Consider the following 20,915-nt stretch of genomic DNA (forward strand, 5'->3'; position numbering starts at 1 on the left):
TCGTCTTGTCTGGTCGGTTTGTGGTGCAATCAGCTCATGAACACGCTCGCGCCCCACCGCAGGAAGACCATCAATCCGACGCTTGCCCGTCTGCCGCCGCTGACGTCGCTGCGCGCCTTCGTCGCGACGGCGCGTCATCTCAATTTCATCCGTGCCGCCGAAGAGCTGCACGTCACCTCGGCTGCCGTCGGCCAGCAGATCAGGCTCCTGGAAAACTACCTTGGCCAGCCGCTGTTCAACCGGGTGCGCGGCCAGCTGCAGCTGACACCAGCAGGCCACGCCCTAATGCCGGGTCTGACCGATGCCTTCGACGCCGTTCTTTCGGCCATGACGCAGTTTGCGACGAGCGATCACGAGCAGCCGATCCGGGTGTCCGTCGCACCGTCCTTCGCCAGCAAATGGCTGATCCCGCGGCTCGATGCGCTTCGCCGCGCAGCCCCCGGCCTGCAGGTCCTGGTCGAAGCCTCGACCGATTTGACGGACCTCGACGCGAGCGACGCCGACTGCGTGATCCGCTTCGGCAGCGGCGCCTATCCCGGCCTCGCGGTCGATCATCTCTTCTCAGAGGCGGTCGTGCCAGTCTGCAGTCCGCAATTTGCCGACCACCACGGATTGTGGGAGCGACCGGAGGCGATCGAAGACGTGCCGCTTCTTCATGAAGAAGGGGCTGAGCATGACCATGCCTGCCCGGACTGGCATGCTTGGCTGCGCGCCGAGGGACTTTCCTATCGCCCGTCGCGCGGCGGCTTCCGATTGAACCAGTCCTCGCTGGTGCTCGACGCGGCTGTCGCCGGCCAGGGGCTCGGTCTCGGCAAGATCCGGCTCGCGGAAGCCGAGATCCGCAGTGGCCGGCTCGTCTGCCCCCTCGGCAGTCCGCAGGCGGTCGGCTATTCCTATTTTTTCGTCACATCCACCCACAAGGCGCGGCTGATGCGGGTCGATCTCTTCCGCAACTGGCTGCTTGCCGAGGCGCGCGCCGCGCAGACGATTGAGGTCGCCTCCTCCCGTAGCCCTCGATCCGATTTCGATATGATCGCCGCCGAGTGAGATCGTGCAGAGGCAGGCCGGGACGGCCTATTTCAGCCGGAACCCCAGTTTGCGCGCCACCTCGCCAAGTACATGGCGGCCCCTGAGCGCCTCGACCGTGCCGATGCGATTGCGAACCTGATCGGTCCAGTCGATCAGAGGCATGGTCTGTTCGGTCTGGAAGGTTCTGAGAATATAATTGTAACCGGCGAGATCATCGGCCGGTGCGCCATCTCGATAGCGCTCGCGGTGCAGGACGCTTGTCTGCGGCAGGCGTGGCTTGACGCCGGCGGGCACCGCCGGATCGGGATAACCGACCGTCAGGCCAAAAACGGGAAAGACACCATCGGGCAGGGCGAGTTCGCGGGCGACCGTTTCCGGATCGTTGCGGATCGCACCGATATAGCAGGTGCCGAGGCCAAGAGATTCCAGGGCGACGACGGCGTTCTGGGCGGCGAGTGCCGCGTCGATCACGCCAAGAAGAAAGCTTTCCACGTAGTCAAGACCTTCGCCCGTCGCGCCGCGCTCGGTTGCAATCTTGCGCGGTCGGGCAAGATCGGCGAGCCAGACGAGCAGAAGCGGGGCCTGGGCGATCTGGCGCTGATTGCCGGCAACCGCATTCAAACGTCCGCGACGTTCGACGTCTTCAACGGCAACCACGCTCCAGGCCTGCAGGTTCGAGGAACTCGGTGCCGACTGGGCGGCGGCAACGGCAAGCTCGATTGCCTCCGCCGGTACCGGGTCCTGCAGATAGTGACGCACGCTCCGATGTGAGAGGATCGTCTCGATGGTTTCGGTCCAATCGCCCGAAAGCTGCTGCTTATTGCGGTAACGCTCGCCGGCAAGCGCCTTCAGCCTGTCGTTGCCGACGTTTCTTTCTGCTGCTGTTGATGGCGTCATATCGATTTCCCCTGTCTGCTGTCATTGTCGATCGCTATTCTGCCGCGGCCGCATACGGGTTGGTCGGGCGGGCAAGACCGAGATGCTCGCGAAGCGTCCGGCCGCTATAGGCTCGCCGGAATAGTCCGCGTTTGCGCAGGATCGGCACGACCTCGTCGACGAAGACCTCGAGCCCGTGCGGCAATACGTCCGGCATCAGGTTGAAGCCATCTGCCGCGCCGGCGACAAACCAGCGTTCGATGTCGTCGGCAACGTCCTGTGGCGTGCCGACAATGGTGCGATGGCCGGTGCCCCCGTTCAAGGCACGGATCAGGCCGCGCACGCTGAGCCCTTCCCGTTTGGCGAGCGCCAGCGTCGCACGGAAGAATGTATGGCCGCCATCGGGTGGCAGCGGAATGTCGTCCGGTAGCGGCGCGTCGAGGTCGAGGTTCTTGGCGTCGAGCTGCAGCACGCCCGCAAGTCGAGCGAGACTATATTCGAGCGGTATCAGCTCGCGCAGCTCTTCCTGCCGGCGTTTGGCCTCGATCTCGGTACTGCCGATGATCGTCGCGAGGCCGGCAAGCACGAGGATGCTGTCGGCCGGCCTGCCGAAGCGGGCGGCACGCCGGCGCAGGTCACCGGCATAATCGAGCGCCTCTTCGAAGGATTGCGAGGCGGAGAAAACGGCTTCGGCATGTTCGGCCGCAAGCTCTCTTCCATCGTCCGAGCCGCCGGCCTGGACGAGAACCGGATGGCCCTGAGGCGGGCGTGGAATATTATGCGGCCCGTGCACCTGGAAATGCTTGCCGCGATGGGCGATCGCATGGACACGTGTCGGATCGACGAAACGGCCTGTCGCGACATCGCCGATAAAGGCATCTTCCTCCCAGCTGTCCCACAGCGCCTTGACGACGGCGGTAAATTCGCCGGCGCGCTCGTAGCGGCTGGAATGGGCGACCGGCTTTTCGAGGCCGAAATTGCGGCTCTGCGACAGGTCGGCGCTGGTGACGATGTTCCAGCCGGCCCGGCCGGCGCTCGCATAGTCAAGCGTCGCAAAGCGACGGGCGATATTGTAGGGTTCGTTATAGGTCGTCGAGGCGGTGGCGATGAGCCCGATATGCTGTGTGTTGGCGGCGACCAGCGCAAGCACGATCGTTGGCTCGAGCGAGGTCAGCGGCCGGAAGTCCACCCGGTCCGAGATCGCCGCCTGGTCGGCGAGGAAGACGGCATCGAACGTGCCGCGTTCGGCGATCCTGGCGACATTGATGTAGTGATTGATATCGAAGGAGGCGCGCGGATCGCCGCCTTCCATCCGCCAAGCCGCAGGCGAGAAGCCCGAATGCAGGATATTGATGTTGAGATGAAGCTCTCGCCCGCTCATTGGAATATCCCGGGTTCAGGACAGTCGCCCGTCAGGAACCACGTCCCGACATTGCGTGTCTTGTATTCGGCCGGATTGTGCAGCGTATGGATGCGCACATTGCGCCAGAACCGGTCGAAACCATGGGCGCGCACCGCCGACCGCGCGCCCATGACCTCGAAGATCTCGCTTGTCACCTCGAGCGCCACCTTGCCGGCCAGCACGTTGGCGGAAGCAACTGCAATCGCTGCCTGGCCGCGCTCGTCCGCCGTCAGCGCAGCGCCTTTGGCATAGGCGGCGTCCATGGCCTGAGCTGCCCGGTCGGCAAGCGCGGTCGCAGCCTGCACCTTCGTCCAGAGCTCACCATATTGCCGCTTGATCCAGGGATCGTCGACGTGTCGCTCGACGCCGGAATAGATCCAGGGCCGTGATTTCGTGACCGTATAGTCGCGGGCTGCTGTGAGCGCGCCCTGGGCGGTGCCGACAAAGACGTTGAGGAGCACGCTCTGCTGCTGCTGGGGCGCCAGAAGCGCGATCGGGTCGCGCGGGCGCTCCGCCAGGATTTCGTCACCGTCGATCCCGACATCCTTGTAGAAGACTCTACCGCTGCCTGTCTGCCGTTGGCCGATACCGTCCCAATCGTCGGCGATGGTGATCCCCGGACGATTGGCCGGAATATAGGCAAAGCTGCGCTGGTTGGTTTCCTCGTCTTCCCAGGCGACCATGAGATAGTCGGCGACATGCGAGCCGGAGGCGAAGGGGCGAAAGCCGTTCAGGATGACACCACCGGCGGTCTTTCGGCCGAACAGGCTCTTCGAAAAACTGTTGGTCGTATTGCCCCAGAACCAGCGGCCATCCGCTGAGCGACGCAAGATCTCATGTGAGCGCTTGTCGCCAGCCGTCGCCGCGTTCTGCAGCGGGCTGAAATGATAGCCGTAGAGATGACCGAGCGAACCATCGACCTTGGAAAATTCACGCAGAACCCTGAGCGCGGTCGAATAGGGCTGCCCCTCACCGCCGAATTCCTTCGGGATCAGCAGATTGACGAGGCCGCTCTCCTTCAGAAGCCTAATCTGTTCGCAGGGTCGGCCGCCGAGCTGGTCGCGTTCGACAGCATCGTGAGCAAAGATCTCCGTGAGTTCGGCCGCCTTGGCGAGATAGGGATTGTCTCGATCCGCCTCAAACAGGGCAGGCGGATTCGGTGTCGGCTCTGGTTGATTTGGCTCGAACGTTCCAGGCTTTACGGTCACGGTGTTCTTCCTTCACTTATGAAGCCGGGGGAAGCCATGGCGCTCGGCAAGCAGTTCGAGGATGCGATCGGTCTTGTTGACGAAACGCACGCCATTCCAGTGTTCCGCATCAGCCGGTGCGTTCTCGGCGAGAACAAGCACGGGCAACGACTGATGTTCCTCGCCGACGGCAGCAATCACGCTTGCGCGCGGCCGGGGAAAGGCAACCCGCTCCACCTCGATCCTGCCTGCAAGATCGGGGAAGGACGCCAGCAGTCCCTCGATAGCGTTGCAATAGGGGCAGACGAAACTGACGCCCGGCTTGTTGGGATCGGAAAAACCCGGTTCGATGAGATAAAGCTTGTCGTGGCTCATTGGTTTCTCCCTATTCGGCCGCCGCAGCATTGCTGGCATCTGCGAAGCGGTTTGCCGGGCGCTTGAGACCCAGATTCTCGCGCAGCGTCGCGCCTTCGTATTCAGTGCGAAAGAGGCCTCGGCGGCGCAGCTCCGGAACGACGAGCTCGATGAAGTCGGCAAGCCCGCCCGGCATCAGCGGCGCCATGATGTTGAAGCCGTCGGCCCCGTAATTTTCGAAACGCTCTTCGAGCACATCGGCGATCTGGACCGGCGTGCCGACCACCTGCCAGTGGCCGCGGGCGCCGGCGATGCGCAGATAGAGCTGGCGGACCGTCAGATTTTCGCGTCGGGCGAGATCAAGGACGAGAGCCTGTCGGCTTTTACCGGCATTGGTGGCCGGCGGATCGTCGGGCACCAGCCCATCGAGCGGATAGGCGGATAGATCGACACCGGAGAGCTGGGAGATCAGGTTCAGTCCGACTTCGGGCTGAATGAGCGCCTGCAGGGATTCGAACTTTTCCTGCGCTTCGGATTCTGTTCTGCCGACAACAGGGAAAATGCCCGGCAGGATTTTCAGATCGTCATGTGAACGGCCGAATTTGGCAAGCCGGCCTTTGACATCGGCGTAGAAAGCGACCGCTTCCTCAAGGGTGATCTGGGCGGCGAATATGGCTTCCGCGGTACGCGCGGCAAGCTCCTTGCCGGGCTCGGAGGCTCCCGCCTGAACGAGGACTGGCCGCCCCTGCGGTGAGCGCGGGATGTTGAGGGGGCCGCGCACCTTGAAGTGCTTGCCACTGTGATCGAGCCTGTGGAGCTTATGAGGATCGAAATAGCGTCCCGATTGCCTGTCGCGAATGAAGGCGTCGTCTTCAAAGCTGTCCCAGAGGCCGAGGACGACATCGGCGAATTCCTCGGCGCGCTCGTAACGGTCGGCATGCAGGATCTGCGCGTCATGCCCGAAATTATAGGCGGCGTCCGGATCGGAAGATGTGACGAGGTTCCAGCCGGCCCGCCCGCCGCTCAACCGGTCGAGGGACGCAAACTGCCGTGCCAGATTGAACGGATCGGAAAAGCTCGTCGAGGCGGTGGCGATCAGGCCGATATTGCGGGTGACGGAGGAAAGCGCGGAAAGCAACGTGATCGGTTCGAACGGATAAATGCCACTATGGGCCTTGCGGGTTGCCGCTTCGACGTCTTTCAACCGTGCTGCCACGCCATCGGCAAAGAAGATGGCATCGAATTTCGCAGCCTCGGCAAGGCGTGCAAGTTCGAGATAATTTTCGAATTCCGTGCCGACAGAGGCCTGCGGATGGCGCCAGGCGGCGACATGGTGGCCGGTGAAGAGCAGGAAGGCACCGAGCTTGATCTGGTCCTTGCGTCTTGCCATGGAATATCCTTTCAGCGGTAGATGGCCGGCACGGGGAACTCGCCCGTCAGCAGAAAGGCGCCGACCGTGCGCTTCTTGTATTCGGCAGGATTGTGCAGCGTGTGGGTCCGCACATTGCGCCAGAAACGGTCGAAGCCGTTGGCCTGCGTGGCGGAACGCGCGCCCATGACCTCGAAGACCTCGCTCGACACGGCAAGGCCGACCTCGCCCGCATAAAGATTGGCCGTGGCGATATCGATGGCGGCAGCACCACGATCGGCGTGGCTCAGGGATGGTCCTTGCGCATAGGCGGCATCTAGGCTGCGGGCAGCCTTGTCGGCAAGTTCTGCGGCCGCAAGCGTGCGGATATAGAGTTCGCCATACTGGCGTTTGATCCATGGGTCGTCGATGTGTCGTTCCACACCGGAATAAATCCACGATCGGGATGCCGTTACGGTGTAGTCGCGGCCCTCTTCCAGGATGCCCTGGGCGCTGCCGACGAACACGTTGAGAAGGACGCTCTGCTGAAGAAGCGAGGTGAGGGACGCGTAAGGCGTCAGTGGCACGGAAGGGGCACTGATGACCTCATCGTCGCCGATCTGGAGGTCGCGGAAATGGACGGTGCCGCTGCCGGTTTGCCTCTGCCCGATCCCGTCCCAGTCATCCGCAATCACGATTCCCTGACGATCTGCGGGGACCGCCGCGGTGAGGCGTTCACCGGCCGAATTTTCCCAGGATATCTGGATATAGTCGGCAATGTGCGAGCCCGAGGAAAAGGGACGGCTGCCGTTGATCATCCAGCCGCCTTTGGTCTTTTCGCCTGTCGAGGTCTTCGACATGGCATTGCCGGAATTGCTCCAGACCCAGTTGCCGGCAGCCGATCCACTCAGCCACCTATCCCTCTGGGGATTTGAACCCCGAAAGAGGATGAGGTTCAGTGGCAGATGATGGTAACCGAAGAGGTGTGCGAGCGATCCGTCGGTCTTGGCGAATTCCCGCACGATGCGAAGGATCGTCAGCCAGGGAGCCCCCTGCCCACCATAGGCTTTCGCGATTTGCGCCGACGGCAGGCCGCTTTCCTTCAGGAGCCTGATCTGCTCAACAGGTCTTCCCCCTTGCTTGTCCCGATCGACCGCATCCCGGTGGAACGCCGCCCGCAACTCGGCAGCCTTTGCTAGGAGCGGATCATCAACGTCAAATTCGAACGACATATCGCCTCTGCGCATCATGGCGCCAGGTTTTCTGGCGGCGTCTATGGCGCCGACCGTCGACCGATGCTCGGGGCAAGTCCAGACAAATGAATTTGGGGTTCGGGAAAGAAATTCTTTCCGGAACCAGCGCATAGTCGGATTACGAGTCTCGGCCTGCTTCGGGTCCTGATACGGCTCAGTCGCCTAACTGATGAGCGCCACCCGTCATCGCAGTTGACGTGGACCTTCTTCGCGGGAGACTATCTCGCAAGGACCGACTTTGACGCGTGTGCCCGCAGGAGTCCTGGACGTCGCCTATTTCCGAAACTTAGTTAGTGGAGGACATTATGCAAACCATCGTTCTGACGGGAGGCTGCCAATGTGGTGCCGTCCGATATTCGCTCGATCAGCAACCACAGAACGTTCACATTTGTCACTGCCGAATGTGCCAGAAGGCAGTAGGCGGCCCCTTCGCGATCATCTGCCCCGTAATGAAGACGGCATTTCGCGTGACACGTGGCGCAGTCAGCTATTTCCGCAGTTCGGATGTCGGGCGCCGCGGATACTGCTGCGACTGCGGCACCCCGCTGACATTCGACTATCCTGATGGCGAGGACATCGGTGTTCTCGTCGGTACGCTCGACGAGCCTAACCGTGCGCCGCCCGAAAATCAGTACGGTAACGAGAGTCGTGTATCTTGGTATTCTGGGCTCGTACAGGTACCCGGCGACCGACCGACTTACGCCGACAACCCTCAGATGCTGCACCGGATCACGAGCACCAACCATCAGCATCCAGACCATGAAACGGATATCTGGCCTCCGACTCTCTAGCGCCCGGTTTAGTGTGAGCGAATAATAGTGTGACGCGACCACCGCCGAGCGCTGTGCAACTTCACGCACTTCTTTCGCGACGACGGCGAAACTCTTCCCCAGCACGCGCCACTTCAACGCCGACCAAGGCACTGCTTGCCAAGGCGGGATATCCGAACGGCTTTGAGGCGCGACTGCTCGCGTCATCGCAATATAGCTTCCATCAGAATACGGCGATCGCCATTCAGTCGGAGCTTGCAAAAATCGGCATCAAGGTGAAGCTCGACCTGCCGGACTGGGCAAGTCGCATGGCCAAGGCAACCGCTGCAGACTACGATTTTACCGTACTCGGCAGCCTCGGCGAGATTACCGATGCCGACTGGCTGAGCAATTACTACTACGGTGGCGACAAGCTCGTCCGAACCAACAATTCCCCCTACTTCAACGATCCGCAGATCAACGAGTTGCTCGACAAGGGCAGGGCAACCATCGACAAGGACGAGAGAGCGAAAGTCTATGATGCCTTCGTCGATAGAGCGCTCGAATTGTCGCCGCTCGTCTACTTTATGTGGCGCGAACAGAACTACGCCGTCAGGAAGGGTGTAACTGGTTTTACGAACATGCCCGGCTTCCTGACATTCCAGTCGGGTCTCAGCATCGAGAACACCAAAGTCGAATGAACACGAGGCTACCGGACGCAAAGGTGTCCGGTAGCCTCGTCTCCTCGCCGCGCATCCGATCCATCCCGACATCGATCGCGTGCCGAAGCGCGCCTTGTTCTAACCCATCATATGACCTCGCAACCTTCGGAGCATCTCCGGGCCGGTGCGTTCGACGGTGGTTTTGCCTGCACCGTCATCGTCTCCCTTGCCCTCGATCAGCGATCTGTTGTGGGCCATCAGGATACGGACGCTCGCGATCGCATGCGCGGGTGCCGCAACGACGGAAGAAGGTCTCGCGCCACACGGAGCATGAGCAGAACGGCGTCATCGGCGACACCGAGTGCCCGCCGAAACGCATGTTGAGGAGGAGATCTCCTCGTCCGATTTACACCCTGCGAGCTGTGATGATCCACGCGCGCGACTCAAAGAGTACGCCCTCCGTGGTCATATATGCCTCCAGCAGTTCGCGCAGCCGCTGCAGCGCCTTGTCGGGCGCTTCACCGGTTTGCGCCAGCGCGTCCTTCACAAGATAGAGCTCGACGAGCGCGTCAAAGGCCGTATCGACGTCCGGTCCGTAGAAAACCGGTTCTCGCACGTCGATAAAATCGATCGAAACAAAGCCGGCCGTCTTGAGGAGTTCTGCAGCGATGGTGGGATCGCCAAGCGAAAACGGCGTGGAAGCCTGTGCGGAAATCGCAATTCCCGGAGCCAAGGCTTGCCTGATGGCACCAGACCAAGCGTTGCGCTCCTGGCTCTGCCAGACCATCCATGCAAGGCGCGCGCCCGGACGCATCGCGCGGGCGACATTGTCAAACGCTGCCGCCGGATCGGCAAAGAACATGACGCCAAACCGGCTGATGCAGAGGTCGAAGCCCGCAGCCGGAAATGCGTGGTGCTGGGCGTCACCCTGCTCAAAGGCAATATTTCGCAATCCCGCTTCGTTGGAACGTCGGCGCGCAACCTCGAGCATTTCTGTGGAAGTATCCACGCCGATCGCCTCGCCTTCCACCGCGACACGGGCGGCCTCACGCGTCGTTTGTCCTGCCCCGCAACCGATATCGAGCACACGGTCACGTATTCCAACGGAGGCGGCGGCACGCAAATGCCCATTGTGCCGCTTTAATTCTGCATCATAGAAGTCAGCACGATCCAACATGTCCATCCTCACGTGGTTTTGCCTCGGTCACTTGACGAGAGTTCGGCATGTTCGTCGATAGCAGAAATGATCGTTTCCCAATCCTCGGGACGAATTTCATGGCCGTCGCCTTCGATCTTCACGAACTTCGCGTCCGCCACAGCTCGCGCGAGTGCCTTGCCGTGCGCGACGGGGAAAACTGGATCGTTGCCGTGAACGACGGGAGGCGGCACTTTGATCTCGTTCAGCCGGCTATGCCATGTCTGGTCCCGGAAGTGCCGTCAACAGTCGTCACTGATCGAGAGGCTGGCATATCAAAGACCCCATACGACCGCTTCTTCGTGGCGTTTGATGAGGTGGCGCAAGTTTTCGAAACCGGAGCGGACAAATGTGGCAAAGTGGTCGACGGCGGGAGAGCGCGGCGCATCAACACGGCTGAGGATCGCCAGTGCCCGTTCGGGATGCGGAATGGTGATTGGCAAAGCCGTGATCGACTTGTCCTTGCGTTGCGCAAAGACGACGCTATGGGGCATGATCGTCAGTGCATCGGCGGTCTTCAGATAGTTGATCACCGCCATCAGCGAACCACCCGAATAGCGGATCTTGAGTTCGGTTGCGCCGAATGAGAGAAGCAGCGCGCGCAAGTCCGCAAGCAAGGGACTGCCTGGTGGCGGTGCGACCCAGGGATATTCGAGAAGATGGCTCGGCTGCGGCCGCCGCTTCAAGAGCAGGGGATGCGTGACCCGGCAGGCGACAACGTTACGGCCGGGAAGAATCTGCTGAAACTCGAGCCCCGAGCCTTCATCGAGAATATCGATCGGGCAGATAGCGAGATCGATCTGGTCGGCTTTCAGCGCTGCCCTGAGATCCGGGAAGTAGCCGTAGCTCTGGTCGATGCGCACATCGGGGTGGCTCGACTGAAACTCCGCACAGATTCCGGCGATCAGCCCATCCATGAAAAAAGGCGTGCCGCCGACGCGCACGACGCCACTCTTGCCGACCCTGAAACTCTCGACGAGATCGGAGGCCTTGCGGGAGGCCGCCAGCATGACGAAACCATGCTCGGCGAGCGCCAGGCCAAAGGCTGTCGGCTGCAGGGGGCGACGGCCCCGGACGAAAAGCGGCTCGCCCAGGCGCTTTTCCAACATGGACAAGGTGCGCGAGACGGCAGGTTGTGCAAGTCCCAGCAAAGCCGCGCCTTCGGTAACGCCGCCGGTCTTGACGACGGCGGCGAGCTGGATCAGGTGACGCTCATCGATCTTCATAACGATCCGTTATATTATCTCTTAACAAAATCATCAATCGACGTGGCTCTGCCTGCTATTCTACCCGCACGTCGCAGAGCAAGTCGGGGAGGATTGGCATGGCGGGGCACTCTCAACCGCTCACATTCAGCGAGGCGACATCGTCTGAAGCCTTCGCTGAGCGTTTTTCTGCCGGCAGGGACGCCAGGCTAGTCGAATTGCTCTCAGCCGCCGTGACCCATGCGCACGACCTCATCAAGCAGTTTCGGCCGACCCAGGACGAGTGGCGAAGCTTCATCGCTTTCCTGACGGAGGTCGGTCACGCTTCGGACGAGCGTCGGCAGGAATGGGTGCTTCTATCCGACCTGATCGGCGCTTCGGCACTTATCGAAGACATCAATTCGCGCCGGCCGAAGGGGGCAACCCCCAATACAATCCGCGGCCCCTTCTTCCGCGCCGATGCGCCTGCACGTGCCTCGGCGTCGTCGATCTCGCTCGACGGCATCGGCGAGCCGCTTATGGTGTCGGTTCGCGTCCAGGATCTCGACGGCCTGCCCGTCGCAGGCGCTGAAGTCGTGACCTGGCAGGCCAACGCAGAGGGCTTCTACGAGAACCAGCAACCGGATCTCCAGCCCGAACATAATCTGCGGGGCCTGTTCAGAACCGATGTAGAGGGGTGCCTTTCCTATCGCTCTATTGTTCCGTCCGGCTACGGCGTGCCGGCCGACGGTCCAGTCGGTAGGCTGCTGTCTGCGGCCGGTTATCCCTTGCGCCGGCCGGCGCATCTGCATTTCGTCGTGCGTGCAAAGGGCTTCGAGACGATTACGACACACGTTTATGACGCAAGCGACCCGCACCTGCACGAAGACGCGCTGTTTGGCGTGCGCCCCGAGCTCATCACCTCTTTCGATCCCGTCGAGGTCGACGGACGTAATGCAAAGGCGGTGGAGCTTATCTTCGTCATGGTCCGGGCAAAACCGGAGAGGGCGGCATGATCGACGCGTTTTCCTATGCCGGCAGTCCGGCCCGGATTGTCTTCGGCGACGGCAGCAGGAGCAAGGTTGGAGAATGGATTGTGACGGCCGGCTGCAAGCGGGCGCTCGTCCTTGCAACGCCTCATCAAAAGGCGGATGCGGAGGCGTTGGCAACCGAAATCGGCTCTCTTGCCTGCGGTGTTTTTACCGGCGCTACCATGCATACGCCGGTCGACGTGACCGAGGCCGCGATGAAAATGGTGGCCGAAACCGAGGCGGATTGCGTGGTCTCGCTCGGTGGAGGATCGACGACCGGCCTCGGCAAGGCGATTGCCTATCGCACCGACCTTCTGCAGATCGTCGTGCCGACCACCTATGCCGGTTCCGAGGTCACGCCCATTCTTGGCCAGACGGAAGGCGGTCGGAAAACGACTGTACGTGACGCGCGGATCCTGCCGGAAATCGTTCTCTACGACCCGGCCTTGACCCTGGGGCTACCGGTTTCGATGAGTGTGACGAGCGGCCTCAATGCCATGGCGCATGCCGTCGAAGGCCTTTATGCACGTGACCGTAATCCTATTTCGACCCTGATGGCTCTTGAGGGGCTGCGCGCTTTTTCCAGAAGCCTGCCAAAAATCGTAACAGCGCCCGACGATGCCGATGCCCGAAATGAGGCGCTCTATGGTGCCTGGCTCTGCGGCACAGTGCTTGGCACGGTCGGTATGGCGCTGCATCACAAGATCTGCCACACGCTCGGCGGCTCCTTCGACACCCCGCATGCCGAAACCCATGCGGTGATGCTGCCGCATACGGCCGCGTTCAACGCGAGGGCGGCAGCGGCAGAACTTGCCCCAGCTGCCAATCTCTTCGGAGGCTCGATCGGTGGCGGCCTGTGGGATTTTGCCAAGTCGATTGGCGCGCCGTTGACGCTCAAGGAATTCGGGCTGACCGAGGTCGATCTCGACCGTGCGGCTTCGATTGCCGTTGAAAATCCTTACTGGAACCCGCGCCCGATTGACCGGGGTTCGATCAGGGCACTTTTGCAGGAGGCCTGGGATGGCCGCCGACCAGCAGATTGATCGTCTGCCTGACTACGCACTCTTTGGGAGGAGAGGACAATGGGAGGACATATGTTTACGAGACGCAATTTTCTGAAGACGACGGCAGCCGGCGGAGCCGCGCTTGCCGCATCCAGCCTTGCCGCCCCGGCAATCGGTCAGACGGCGGCAATCAAGCTTGGCTATGTCAGCCCCCAGACCGGTCCGCTTGCAGCCTTCGGAGAGGCCGACAAGTTCGTCATCGATGCCTTCCTGGCGACGACCAAGAAGCTCGGCCTCAACTATGAGGTCGTGGTCAAGGACAGCCAATCCAACCCCAACCGCGCTGCCGAGGTCGCCAAGGAGCTGATCGTCGATGATCAGATCAACCTGATGCTGGTTTCCTCGACGCCGGAGACGACCAATCCGGTCTCGACGACCTGCGAAGGCGAGGGCATGCCCTGCATTTCCACGGTCGCGCCCTGGCAGCCCTGGTTCATCGGCCAGCAGGGCAATCCGGGCGATCCTGCTTCCTGGAAGCCCTTCGACTATGCCTATCATTTCTTCTGGGGCCTGGAGGATATCATTGCCGTCTTCACCGGCATGTGGGGACAGATCGAAACCAACAAGAAGATCGGCGGGCTCTTTCCGAATGACGGGGATGGCAATGCCTGGGGCGACAAGGTCGTCGGCTTCCCGCCGGTGCTTGAAAAGCTCGGCTATGGGCTGACGGACACGGGTCGCTATCAGAACCTGACGGACGATTTCTCCGCGCAGATCAACGCCTTCAAGCAGGCCGGCACGGATATTCTGACCGGCGTGATGATCCCGCCGGATCTCACCACCTTTTGGAACCAGGCCAAGCAGCAGGGCCTGAAGCCAAAGATCGCCTCGATCGGCAAGGCGCTGCTTTTTCCGCAGACGGTTGAGGCGCTCGGAAATGCCGGCCACAATCTGTCGACGGAAGTCTGGTGGACACCGAGCCATCCGTTCAAATCGTCACTGACGGGCGAGACGACGGCTGCCGTCGCCGATGCCTTCACGAAATCCACCGGCCGTCCCTGGACGCAGCCGATCGGCTTTGCCCATGCACTGTTCGAACTCGCCGTCGACGTCATGAAGCGCGCCGGCGATGTCAGCGACGGTGATACGGTCGCAAAAGCGATCGGCGAGACCAAGCTCGATACGCTTGTCGGACCGATTGCCTGGGGCAATGAGAAACTTCCGCCTTTCGCACAGAAGAACGTCGCCAAGACGCCGCTGGTCGGCGGCCAGTGGCGGCTGAAGTCGGGCGGCGGTTACGATCTCATCGTCGTCGAAAACGGCCTTGCCCCGAACGTGCCGCTCGGCGGCAAGCTCGAAGCGCTGGCGTAAGGCACATCCGCCCGGCTTTGCGGCCGGGCGGACCTTTGCGGAGATTGGCCGATGCCCATCCTGGAACTCAATGCTGTCTCGAAATCCTTCGGCGCGCTCGTCGTTGCCGAGGATATCCGCTTTTCGGTCGAGCCGGCCGAAGCGCTCGGCGTCATCGGGCCGAACGGTGCCGGCAAATCCACGCTCTTCAACCTGATCAACGGCAATCTGTCCGTTGCGGGCGGGGCAATCCGCTTTGACGGCCGGGACGTTACTCATACGCCGCCGATGCAGCGCTGCCTTGCCGGCATGGGTCGCACCTTCCAGATCCCGCAGCCCTTCGAGCGTCTGACCGTCTATGAAAACCTGCTCGTCGCAGGCGCTTTCGGCACCCGGGCGAGCGAAGCCGATGTCGCCGGTTTCTGCGCCGACATCCTGGTCGAGACCGGCCTGATCGCCAAGGCCAACAGACAGGCGGCATCGCTGACCCTTTTGGAGCGCAAGCGGCTGGAGCTTGCCCGCGCGCTTGCCACCCGGCCGAAGCTCCTGCTCCTCGACGAAATCGCCGGTGGCCTGACGGAGGGCGAGTGCCGGCAGTTGGTGGCGACGATCAGGCGCATTCACCAGCGCGGCATGACCATCATCTGGATCGAGCATGTGCTGCACGCGCTGACCGCTGTCGCCGAGCGCATCCTGGTCCTCAATTTCGGGCGTGTCGTCGGCATCGGTGCACCGGAGGCGATCATGGCCTCGGACGAGGTGCGCGCCATCTATCTCGGCATGGAGGTCTGATGGCAAGCCTTCTTGAAACCCGCGGCCTGACGGCCTTTTACGGCGACTTCCAGGCCGTTTTCGGCATCGACATTGATCTCGATGCCGGCGAGACGATTGCCGTCATCGGCGCCAACGGGGCCGGCAAGTCGACGCTGATGCGCTCGGTCGCGGGTGTGATTGCCAACCGGGCGGATATGGTCCTGCATGAGGGCGAGGCGATTGGTGCGATGCCTGCTTTCGATATCGTGCGCCGCGGCATTGCTCTCGTGCCGGAAGGGCGCAAGCTCTTTGCCTCGCTGACGGTGGAAGAAAATCTGCAGGTCGGCAGCTACGGCTGCAAGCGATCCGGCCCCTGGTCGCTGCAAAGCGTCTACGCGCTGTTTCCGATCCTGAAAGAAAGGCGCAGCAATCCGGCGACTGCGCTTTCGGGCGGCCAGCAGCAGATGGTGGCAATCGGCCGTGCCCTGATGTCGAACCCGGAGATCCTGCTCTGCGATGAGCTCAGCCTCGGTCTGGCGCCCGTTGTCATCAAGGATATCTACGCAGCCTTCAGCCGCATTCGCGCATCCGGGATGGCGATCGTCGTCGTCGAGCAGGATATCGCCCAGGCCCTGAAGGTCGCCGACCGCGTCTATTGCATGATGGAGGGACGGATAACCCTGAGCGGGCGCCCGGCCGACCTCGATCGGGCCGACATCCACGCAGCCTATTTTGGAGCGGAGAGCAATGAACTGGCTTGATACGCTTCTTCAGGGCGTGTTGCTCGGCGGGCTCTATGCCCTGTTTGCTGCCGGCCTCAGTCTGGTGTTCGGCATCATGCGGCTTGTCAATCTTGCCCATGGCGACCTCATCGTGCTGGCAGCATTTTTGATTCTGCTTCTCGTTTCGTCGCTCGGCCTCGATCCATTCATTGCGGCGCTGATCGCAGCGCCCTTGATGTTTGCGATCGGCTGGCTGCTGCAATACCACCTTCTCAACCGCACGCTCGGCAAGGATGTCTTGCCGCCACTGCTTGTGACCTTCGGCCTGTCCATCGTCATCCAGAATGGTCTTCTGGAGGTCTTCACTGCCGATAGCAGAAGGATTTCCGCCGGATCTCTGGAGACGGCGTCGCTGCAGGTGGGCGGCATCAATGCCGGATTGATGCCGCTTCTGACTTTCGGCTCGGCTGTCGCGGTGATTGTCGCTCTGAACCAGCTCATCTATCGCACCGCACTCGGGCGCGCCTTCCGCGCCACGTCGGACGATGTGGTCACAGCCGGCCTGATGGGTATCCGTCCGAACTCGATCTTTGCCATCGCCACGGGACTGGCAATGATGATCGTGACCGTTGCCGCGCTCTATCTCGGCATGCGGGCAAATTTCGATCCGACAGCCGGGCCGGCGCGGCTGATCTATGCTTTCGAAGCCGTGATCATCGGCGGTCTCGGATCGCTCTGGGGCACGCTTGCCGGCGGCGTCATCCTCGGGCTTGCGCAGACGATCGGGGCCGCCATCAATCCGGAATGGCAGATCCTTGCCGGACATATCGCCTTCCTGATCGTTCTGCTCCTGCGGCCGCGCGGCCTCTTTCCGCGCGCTGTCGATTGAGGCGGCGCCATGACCACGGGTTTGGAAACCATGACAACCGATAGTCAAGCATCCCCGGATTGGAGGATCGAAACAGGCACGCGGCTGTCCCAGATCTTTTCGCTGGTCTGCCTGGTTGTGCTCGCCGGCCTTGCGGCAGCACCGCTTTTCCTGTCACGCGGCGTGGTGCAGGATCTGTTCTTCATCCTGACGATGCTGACCCTGGCGCAGAGCTGGAACCTGCTTGCCGGCTATGCGGGGCTGATTTCGGTCGGCCAGCAGCTCTTTGTCGGCTGCGGCGCCTATGCTCTCTTCGGCCTCGTCATTCTGGCCGGGCTCGATCCGATCCTCGCCATCCCGCTTGCCGGCGTCGCCGCCATGGTGATCGCCGTACCGACCGCTTTCTTCGCCTTTCGCCTCTACGGCCCGTATTTTGCGATCGGCACCTGGGTTATCGCTGAAGTCGGGCGACTGCTGCTTGCCCAATGGAAGGCGCTCGGCGGTGGCACCGGTACGTCGCTGCCGCGGGATGCGACCCGCGACATGCTGGGCATCTCCCTGCTTGAAGACTGGTTCGGCATGCGGGCTGCCGCGGCAGCCGATGCCCTGTCCTTCTGGCTTGCGCTGATCGTCGCGGCCGCAACGATTGCGACCGTCTACAAGCTGTTGCGCAGCCGTCAGGGGCTTGGGCTTGCCGCGGTGCGCGACAACGAGACGGCTGCGCGCGCACTCGGCGTCGATGCACGCCGGCTTAAGACGATGATCTATCTGTTTACGGCCTTCATCACCGGCATCATCGGCGCGCTCATCTATCTCCAGAAGGGGCGGATATCGCCCGATGCCGCCTTCTCGCTGACCGACTGGACGGCCTATGTCATCTTTATCACGGTCATCGGTGGGATAGGCACGATCGAAGGGCCGATCCTTGGCGTGCTGGTCTTCTTTTTCCTGCAGAACGCCATTTCGGCCTACGGCTCCTGGTACCTTCTGGCGCTCGGGGCGCTTGCCATCGTCACCATGCTGTTTGCGCCCCGGGGACTCTGGGGGCTGATATCCGACCGCACAGGTTGGGAACTCTTTCCGGTTCGCCGCCTGCTCAGGGGCGGATCTGTTCTACCAGATGAAAAGGGAGGGCCGAATGGCTGATATCACCACCGACGTCTTGATCATAGGAACGGGACCTGCGGGCTCGGCGACTGCCGCATTGCTGGCGAGCTACGGTCTGGAGCCGCTCGTGATCAATCGCTATCGCTGGCTCGCCAATACGCCGCGCGCGCATATCACCAACCAGCGCACGATGGAGGTTCTGCGCGATCTCGGCCGGGATGTCGAGGACGAGGCCTATCTGTTTGCGACCGAACAGGACCTGATGGGGCAAAACGTCTTCTGCACGGCGGTCGCCGGCGAGGAAATCGGCCGCATGCAGAGCTGGGGCAATCATCCGCTGTCGCGCGCCGAACATATACTGTCCTCGCCGGGGCGGATGAACGACCTGCCGCAGACCTATATGGAGCCGCTCCTCTTCAAGACGGCCTGTTCGCGCGGCGCCCAGTCGCGCATGTCGACCGAATATCTGAGCCACGTCCAGGACGCTGACGGTGTCACGACGACATGCCTCGATCGCCTGACGGGGAAGGAAGTGACGATCCGCTCGAAATTCCTCGTCGGCGCGGACGGCGGCAATTCGAAGGTGGCCGAACATGCCGGCCTGTCCTTCGAGGGCCGGATGGGCGTCGCCGGCTCGATGAACATTCTCTTCGAGGCGGATCTGTCGCGTTATGTCGCCCATCGCCCCTCCGTGCTTTACTGGGTGCTGCAGCCGGGTGCCGACGTCGGCGGCATCGGCATGGGCCTCGTGCGCATGGTGCGGCCGTGGAACGAGTGGCTGATCGTCTGGGGCTACGACATTAACCAGCCGGCGCCTGCCGTCGACAGCGCCCTTGCCACCAAGGTCGTGCGCGAACTGGTCGGCGTTCCCGAGCTTGAGCCGAAGATCAAGTCGGTCTCCACCTGGACGGTCAACAATATGTATGCGACGACCCTGTCGAGCGGCCGGGTCTTCTGCATGGGCGACGCTGCGCACCGACACCCGCCATCGAACGGCCTCGGTTCCAACACTTCGATCCAGGACGGATTCAACCTCGCCTGGAAGCTTGCCATGGTGATCAGAGGGCAGGCGGGAATGGGTCTTCTCGACAGCTATCAGGCCGAGCGCGCACCCATCGCCAAGCAGATCGTCACCCGCGCCAACAAGTCGATCGAGGAATTCGGCCCGATCTTCAAGGCGCTTGGCCTTCTTGATTCCGTTGATCCGGTGAAGATGCAGCAGAACATGGACGCGCGTTGCGATGACGGCGAGGCCGCCGAACGCCAGCGCGCCGCCATCCGTGATGCCATCGCCTACAAGGTCTATGAATTTGATGCCCATGGCGTCGAGATGAACCATCGCTATGCATCGCAGGCCGTCGTCAAGGACGGGCAGGCAGAACCCGCCTTCGAAAAGGACCCCGAGCTTCACTGCCAGCCGACAACCTGGCCGGGAGCACGGCTTCCGCATATCTGGCTGTTCGGGACGCAGGGAGAGAAGGTTTCCAGTCTCGATCTTACGGGGCATGGCATTTTCACGGTCCTGACCGGGATCGGCGGCGACAGTTGGGCTCTCGCGGTAAAGGCGCTGTCGAAGGAGTTCGGCATCCCGATCGCCATCCATAAGATCGGTCCCCGGCAGGCCTGGCAGGATCTGACGGGAGACTGGGCGCGTGCTCGCGAGATCAGTGATTCCGGCGCCTTGCTCGTTCGTCCCGACCATCATGTCGCCTGGCGCTCGCATGCGGCGGTCGCCGAGCCTGAAGCCGAACTGAGCCACGTCCTGAAAATAATCCTGGATCGCTGAGGTCGTCATGGGTGCTGAAGAAAACGGCTATTTCACCGAAGAAAATTCCGTCGACGTCGTCACCAGCCGCAATGGCGGGGCAAAGAGCGCGCGGTTGAAGGTGATCATCGAGGTCGTCACCCGCAAGCTCCACGAGGCGGTGAAGGAACTGGAACCGACGCAGGAGGAATGGATGGATGCAATCCTGTTCCTCACGCGCACCGGCCACACCTGTACCGACTGGCGGCAGGAATTCATCCTGCTGTCGGATGTGCTAGGCGTTTCGATGCTCGTCGATGCGATCAACAATCGCAAACCCACCGGGGCCTCGGAGAGCACGGTACTCGGACCGTTCCACGTCGCCGATGCCCCGGAATTGCCGATGGGTGCCAATATCTGCCTGGACCACAAGGGCGAGGATATGGTCATCAGTGGCCGCATCCTGGATACCGATGGCAAGCCGATCGCCAATGCCGTCCTCGATGTCTGGCAGGCCAATGACGAAGGCTTCTATGACGTGCAGCAGCAAGGTATCCAGCCGGATTTCAACCTGCGCGGCGTATTCCGAACGGGAAAGGACGGGCACTATTGGTTCCGCGCGGTCAAGCCCAAATATTATCCGATCCCTGATGACGGGCCTGTCGGGCAGATGTTGGGTGCGCTCGGCCGACACCCTTTCAGGCCGGCGCATCTGCATTACATCATCAAGGCGGGAGGGTTCGAAACACTTGTCACGCATATCTTTGATCCCGACGATCCCTACATCCATTCGGACGCGGTGTTTGGCGTGAAGGAGAGCCTTCTTGCCGACTTCAAGCTGACCGAGGATCCCGCTCGAGCCAGAGAGCTCGGCTTCGAGGGAAAATTCTGGCAGGTCGAGCACGATTTCGTGCTCGCACCAGTTAAGTCTTAGGTTGGGGCAGGTCCGCACCGGTCGCGGCAATTTGGTCAAAAGCGTTCCATAGACCAAATTGAGCGGCCGCTCGTACTTCAGAGTCCGCAACGACGACACCCCCCAGTCTACGCTCCGCGCCGTCCTTGCTGCCCGAGACGGGCGTTGAGTTGCGGAAATCCCA

21 protein-coding genes are annotated in these 20,915 nt (G+C 61.8%); 12 read left to right on the plus strand and 9 right to left on the minus strand.

The features are described 5' to 3' along the window. Positions 1 to 36 precede the first annotated feature (36 nt). Positions 37 to 1,047 (plus strand): transcriptional regulator GcvA, encoded by a 1,011-nt coding sequence (gcvA, locus tag AB4Z13_RS19285; protein WP_113320719.1) that lies wholly within the window; start codon positions 37 to 39, stop codon positions 1,045 to 1,047. Between the two features lie 27 nt (positions 1,048 to 1,074). Here gcvA and AB4Z13_RS19290 read toward each other — a convergent pair whose 3' ends face one another. The 6 genes from AB4Z13_RS19290 to AB4Z13_RS19315 are packed head-to-tail and all read right to left on the minus strand — an operon-like array spanning position 1,075 to position 7,428. After that, on the minus strand, positions 1,075 to 1,926 hold the full coding sequence (locus tag AB4Z13_RS19290) for an NADPH-dependent oxidoreductase (RefSeq protein WP_113320720.1): 852 nt from the start codon (positions 1,924 to 1,926) through the stop codon (positions 1,075 to 1,077). A 34-nt stretch (positions 1,927 to 1,960) separates the two neighbouring features. Beyond that, the gene (locus AB4Z13_RS19295) at positions 1,961 to 3,286 is read right to left on the minus strand and encodes an LLM class flavin-dependent oxidoreductase (protein WP_442206525.1); all 1,326 of its coding nucleotides are present in this window, start codon (positions 3,284 to 3,286) and stop codon (positions 1,961 to 1,963) included. Further along, positions 3,283 to 4,515 carry an acyl-CoA dehydrogenase family protein gene (locus tag AB4Z13_RS19300; RefSeq protein ID WP_439018405.1) on the minus strand — a complete coding sequence of 411 codons (1,233 nt, stop codon included), beginning with the start codon at positions 4,513 to 4,515 and terminating at the stop codon, positions 3,283 to 3,285. The genes AB4Z13_RS19295 and AB4Z13_RS19300 overlap by 4 nt, the downstream gene beginning before the upstream one ends. A gap of 12 nt (positions 4,516 to 4,527) precedes the next feature. After that, a complete protein-coding gene (locus AB4Z13_RS19305) occupies positions 4,528 to 4,869 on the minus strand; it encodes a DUF3088 domain-containing protein (RefSeq protein ID WP_113320722.1) in 342 nt (113 codons plus the stop codon). A 10-nt stretch (positions 4,870 to 4,879) separates the two neighbouring features. Continuing rightward, entirely contained in the window at positions 4,880 to 6,238 is a 1,359-nt protein-coding gene (locus AB4Z13_RS19310; RefSeq protein ID WP_442206526.1) for an LLM class flavin-dependent oxidoreductase, read from the minus strand. 11 nt (positions 6,239 to 6,249) lie between these two features. Continuing rightward, the gene (locus tag AB4Z13_RS19315; RefSeq protein WP_113320843.1) at positions 6,250 to 7,428 is read right to left on the minus strand and encodes an acyl-CoA dehydrogenase family protein; all 1,179 of its coding nucleotides are present in this window, start codon (positions 7,426 to 7,428) and stop codon (positions 6,250 to 6,252) included. Between the two features lie 326 nt (positions 7,429 to 7,754). Between AB4Z13_RS19315 and AB4Z13_RS19320 the strand changes: the two genes are divergently transcribed. Both AB4Z13_RS19320 and AB4Z13_RS19325 read left to right on the plus strand, forming a co-directional pair. After that, positions 7,755 to 8,240, plus strand: coding sequence for a GFA family protein (locus tag AB4Z13_RS19320; protein WP_113320724.1), 486 nt, complete (start codon positions 7,755 to 7,757; stop codon positions 8,238 to 8,240). Positions 8,241 to 8,269: 29 nt separating this feature from the next. After that, complete coding sequence (locus tag AB4Z13_RS19325; RefSeq protein ID WP_442206527.1) at positions 8,270 to 8,899, plus strand: ABC transporter substrate-binding protein; 630 nt, start codon at positions 8,270 to 8,272, stop codon at positions 8,897 to 8,899. A gap of 367 nt (positions 8,900 to 9,266) precedes the next feature. Here AB4Z13_RS19325 and AB4Z13_RS19330 read toward each other — a convergent pair whose 3' ends face one another. From AB4Z13_RS19330 to AB4Z13_RS19340, 3 genes are all read right to left on the minus strand, one after another. Next, positions 9,267 to 10,037: a class I SAM-dependent methyltransferase gene (locus AB4Z13_RS19330; RefSeq protein ID WP_439018901.1), complete on the minus strand. Its 771-nt coding sequence runs from the start codon at positions 10,035 to 10,037 to the stop codon at positions 9,267 to 9,269. Between the two features lie 8 nt (positions 10,038 to 10,045). Beyond that, positions 10,046 to 10,249 (minus strand): alpha/beta fold hydrolase, encoded by a 204-nt coding sequence (locus AB4Z13_RS19335; RefSeq protein WP_439018380.1) that lies wholly within the window; start codon positions 10,247 to 10,249, stop codon positions 10,046 to 10,048. Between the two features lie 81 nt (positions 10,250 to 10,330). Next, positions 10,331 to 11,281, minus strand: coding sequence for a LysR family transcriptional regulator (locus tag AB4Z13_RS19340; protein WP_439018379.1), 951 nt, complete (start codon positions 11,279 to 11,281; stop codon positions 10,331 to 10,333). A gap of 98 nt (positions 11,282 to 11,379) precedes the next feature. On the opposite strand from AB4Z13_RS19340, the gene AB4Z13_RS19345 reads away from it, so the two are divergent. Genes AB4Z13_RS19345 through AB4Z13_RS19385 form a run of 9 tightly spaced genes read left to right on the plus strand, consistent with a single transcriptional unit; the run spans position 11,380 to position 20,752 of the window. Then, positions 11,380 to 12,255, plus strand: coding sequence for a dioxygenase family protein (locus AB4Z13_RS19345; RefSeq protein ID WP_113320726.1), 876 nt, complete (start codon positions 11,380 to 11,382; stop codon positions 12,253 to 12,255). Continuing rightward, a complete protein-coding gene (locus tag AB4Z13_RS19350; RefSeq protein WP_442206528.1) occupies positions 12,252 to 13,313 on the plus strand; it encodes a maleylacetate reductase in 1,062 nt (353 codons plus the stop codon). Before AB4Z13_RS19345 ends, AB4Z13_RS19350 begins: the two co-directional genes overlap by 4 nt. A gap of 51 nt (positions 13,314 to 13,364) precedes the next feature. Further along, positions 13,365 to 14,645 (plus strand): ABC transporter substrate-binding protein, encoded by a 1,281-nt coding sequence (locus AB4Z13_RS19355; protein ID WP_113320728.1) that lies wholly within the window; start codon positions 13,365 to 13,367, stop codon positions 14,643 to 14,645. Between the two features lie 51 nt (positions 14,646 to 14,696). Further along, complete coding sequence (locus tag AB4Z13_RS19360) at positions 14,697 to 15,416, plus strand: ABC transporter ATP-binding protein (RefSeq protein WP_113320729.1); 720 nt, start codon at positions 14,697 to 14,699, stop codon at positions 15,414 to 15,416. Beyond that, the gene (locus AB4Z13_RS19365; protein ID WP_113320730.1) at positions 15,416 to 16,138 is read left to right on the plus strand and encodes a branched-chain amino acid ABC transporter ATP-binding protein; all 723 of its coding nucleotides are present in this window, start codon (positions 15,416 to 15,418) and stop codon (positions 16,136 to 16,138) included. Before AB4Z13_RS19360 ends, AB4Z13_RS19365 begins: the two co-directional genes overlap by 1 nt. Beyond that, on the plus strand, positions 16,125 to 16,988 hold the full coding sequence (locus AB4Z13_RS19370; protein ID WP_113320731.1) for a branched-chain amino acid ABC transporter permease: 864 nt from the start codon (positions 16,125 to 16,127) through the stop codon (positions 16,986 to 16,988). Before AB4Z13_RS19365 ends, AB4Z13_RS19370 begins: the two co-directional genes overlap by 14 nt. Before the next feature lie 9 nt (positions 16,989 to 16,997). Then, a complete protein-coding gene (locus AB4Z13_RS19375; RefSeq protein WP_442206529.1) occupies positions 16,998 to 18,113 on the plus strand; it encodes a branched-chain amino acid ABC transporter permease in 1,116 nt (371 codons plus the stop codon). Then, on the plus strand, positions 18,106 to 19,860 hold the full coding sequence (locus AB4Z13_RS19380; protein WP_442206530.1) for an FAD-dependent oxidoreductase: 1,755 nt from the start codon (positions 18,106 to 18,108) through the stop codon (positions 19,858 to 19,860). Before AB4Z13_RS19375 ends, AB4Z13_RS19380 begins: the two co-directional genes overlap by 8 nt. A gap of 7 nt (positions 19,861 to 19,867) precedes the next feature. Further along, a complete protein-coding gene (locus AB4Z13_RS19385; RefSeq protein WP_439018372.1) occupies positions 19,868 to 20,752 on the plus strand; it encodes an intradiol ring-cleavage dioxygenase in 885 nt (294 codons plus the stop codon). The last annotated feature ends 163 nt before the right edge of the window (positions 20,753 to 20,915 follow it).

The sequence above is a fragment of the Rhizobium sp. YAF28 genome, assembly GCF_052113285.1.
Lineage (GTDB): Bacteria > Pseudomonadota > Alphaproteobacteria > Rhizobiales > Rhizobiaceae > Rhizobium.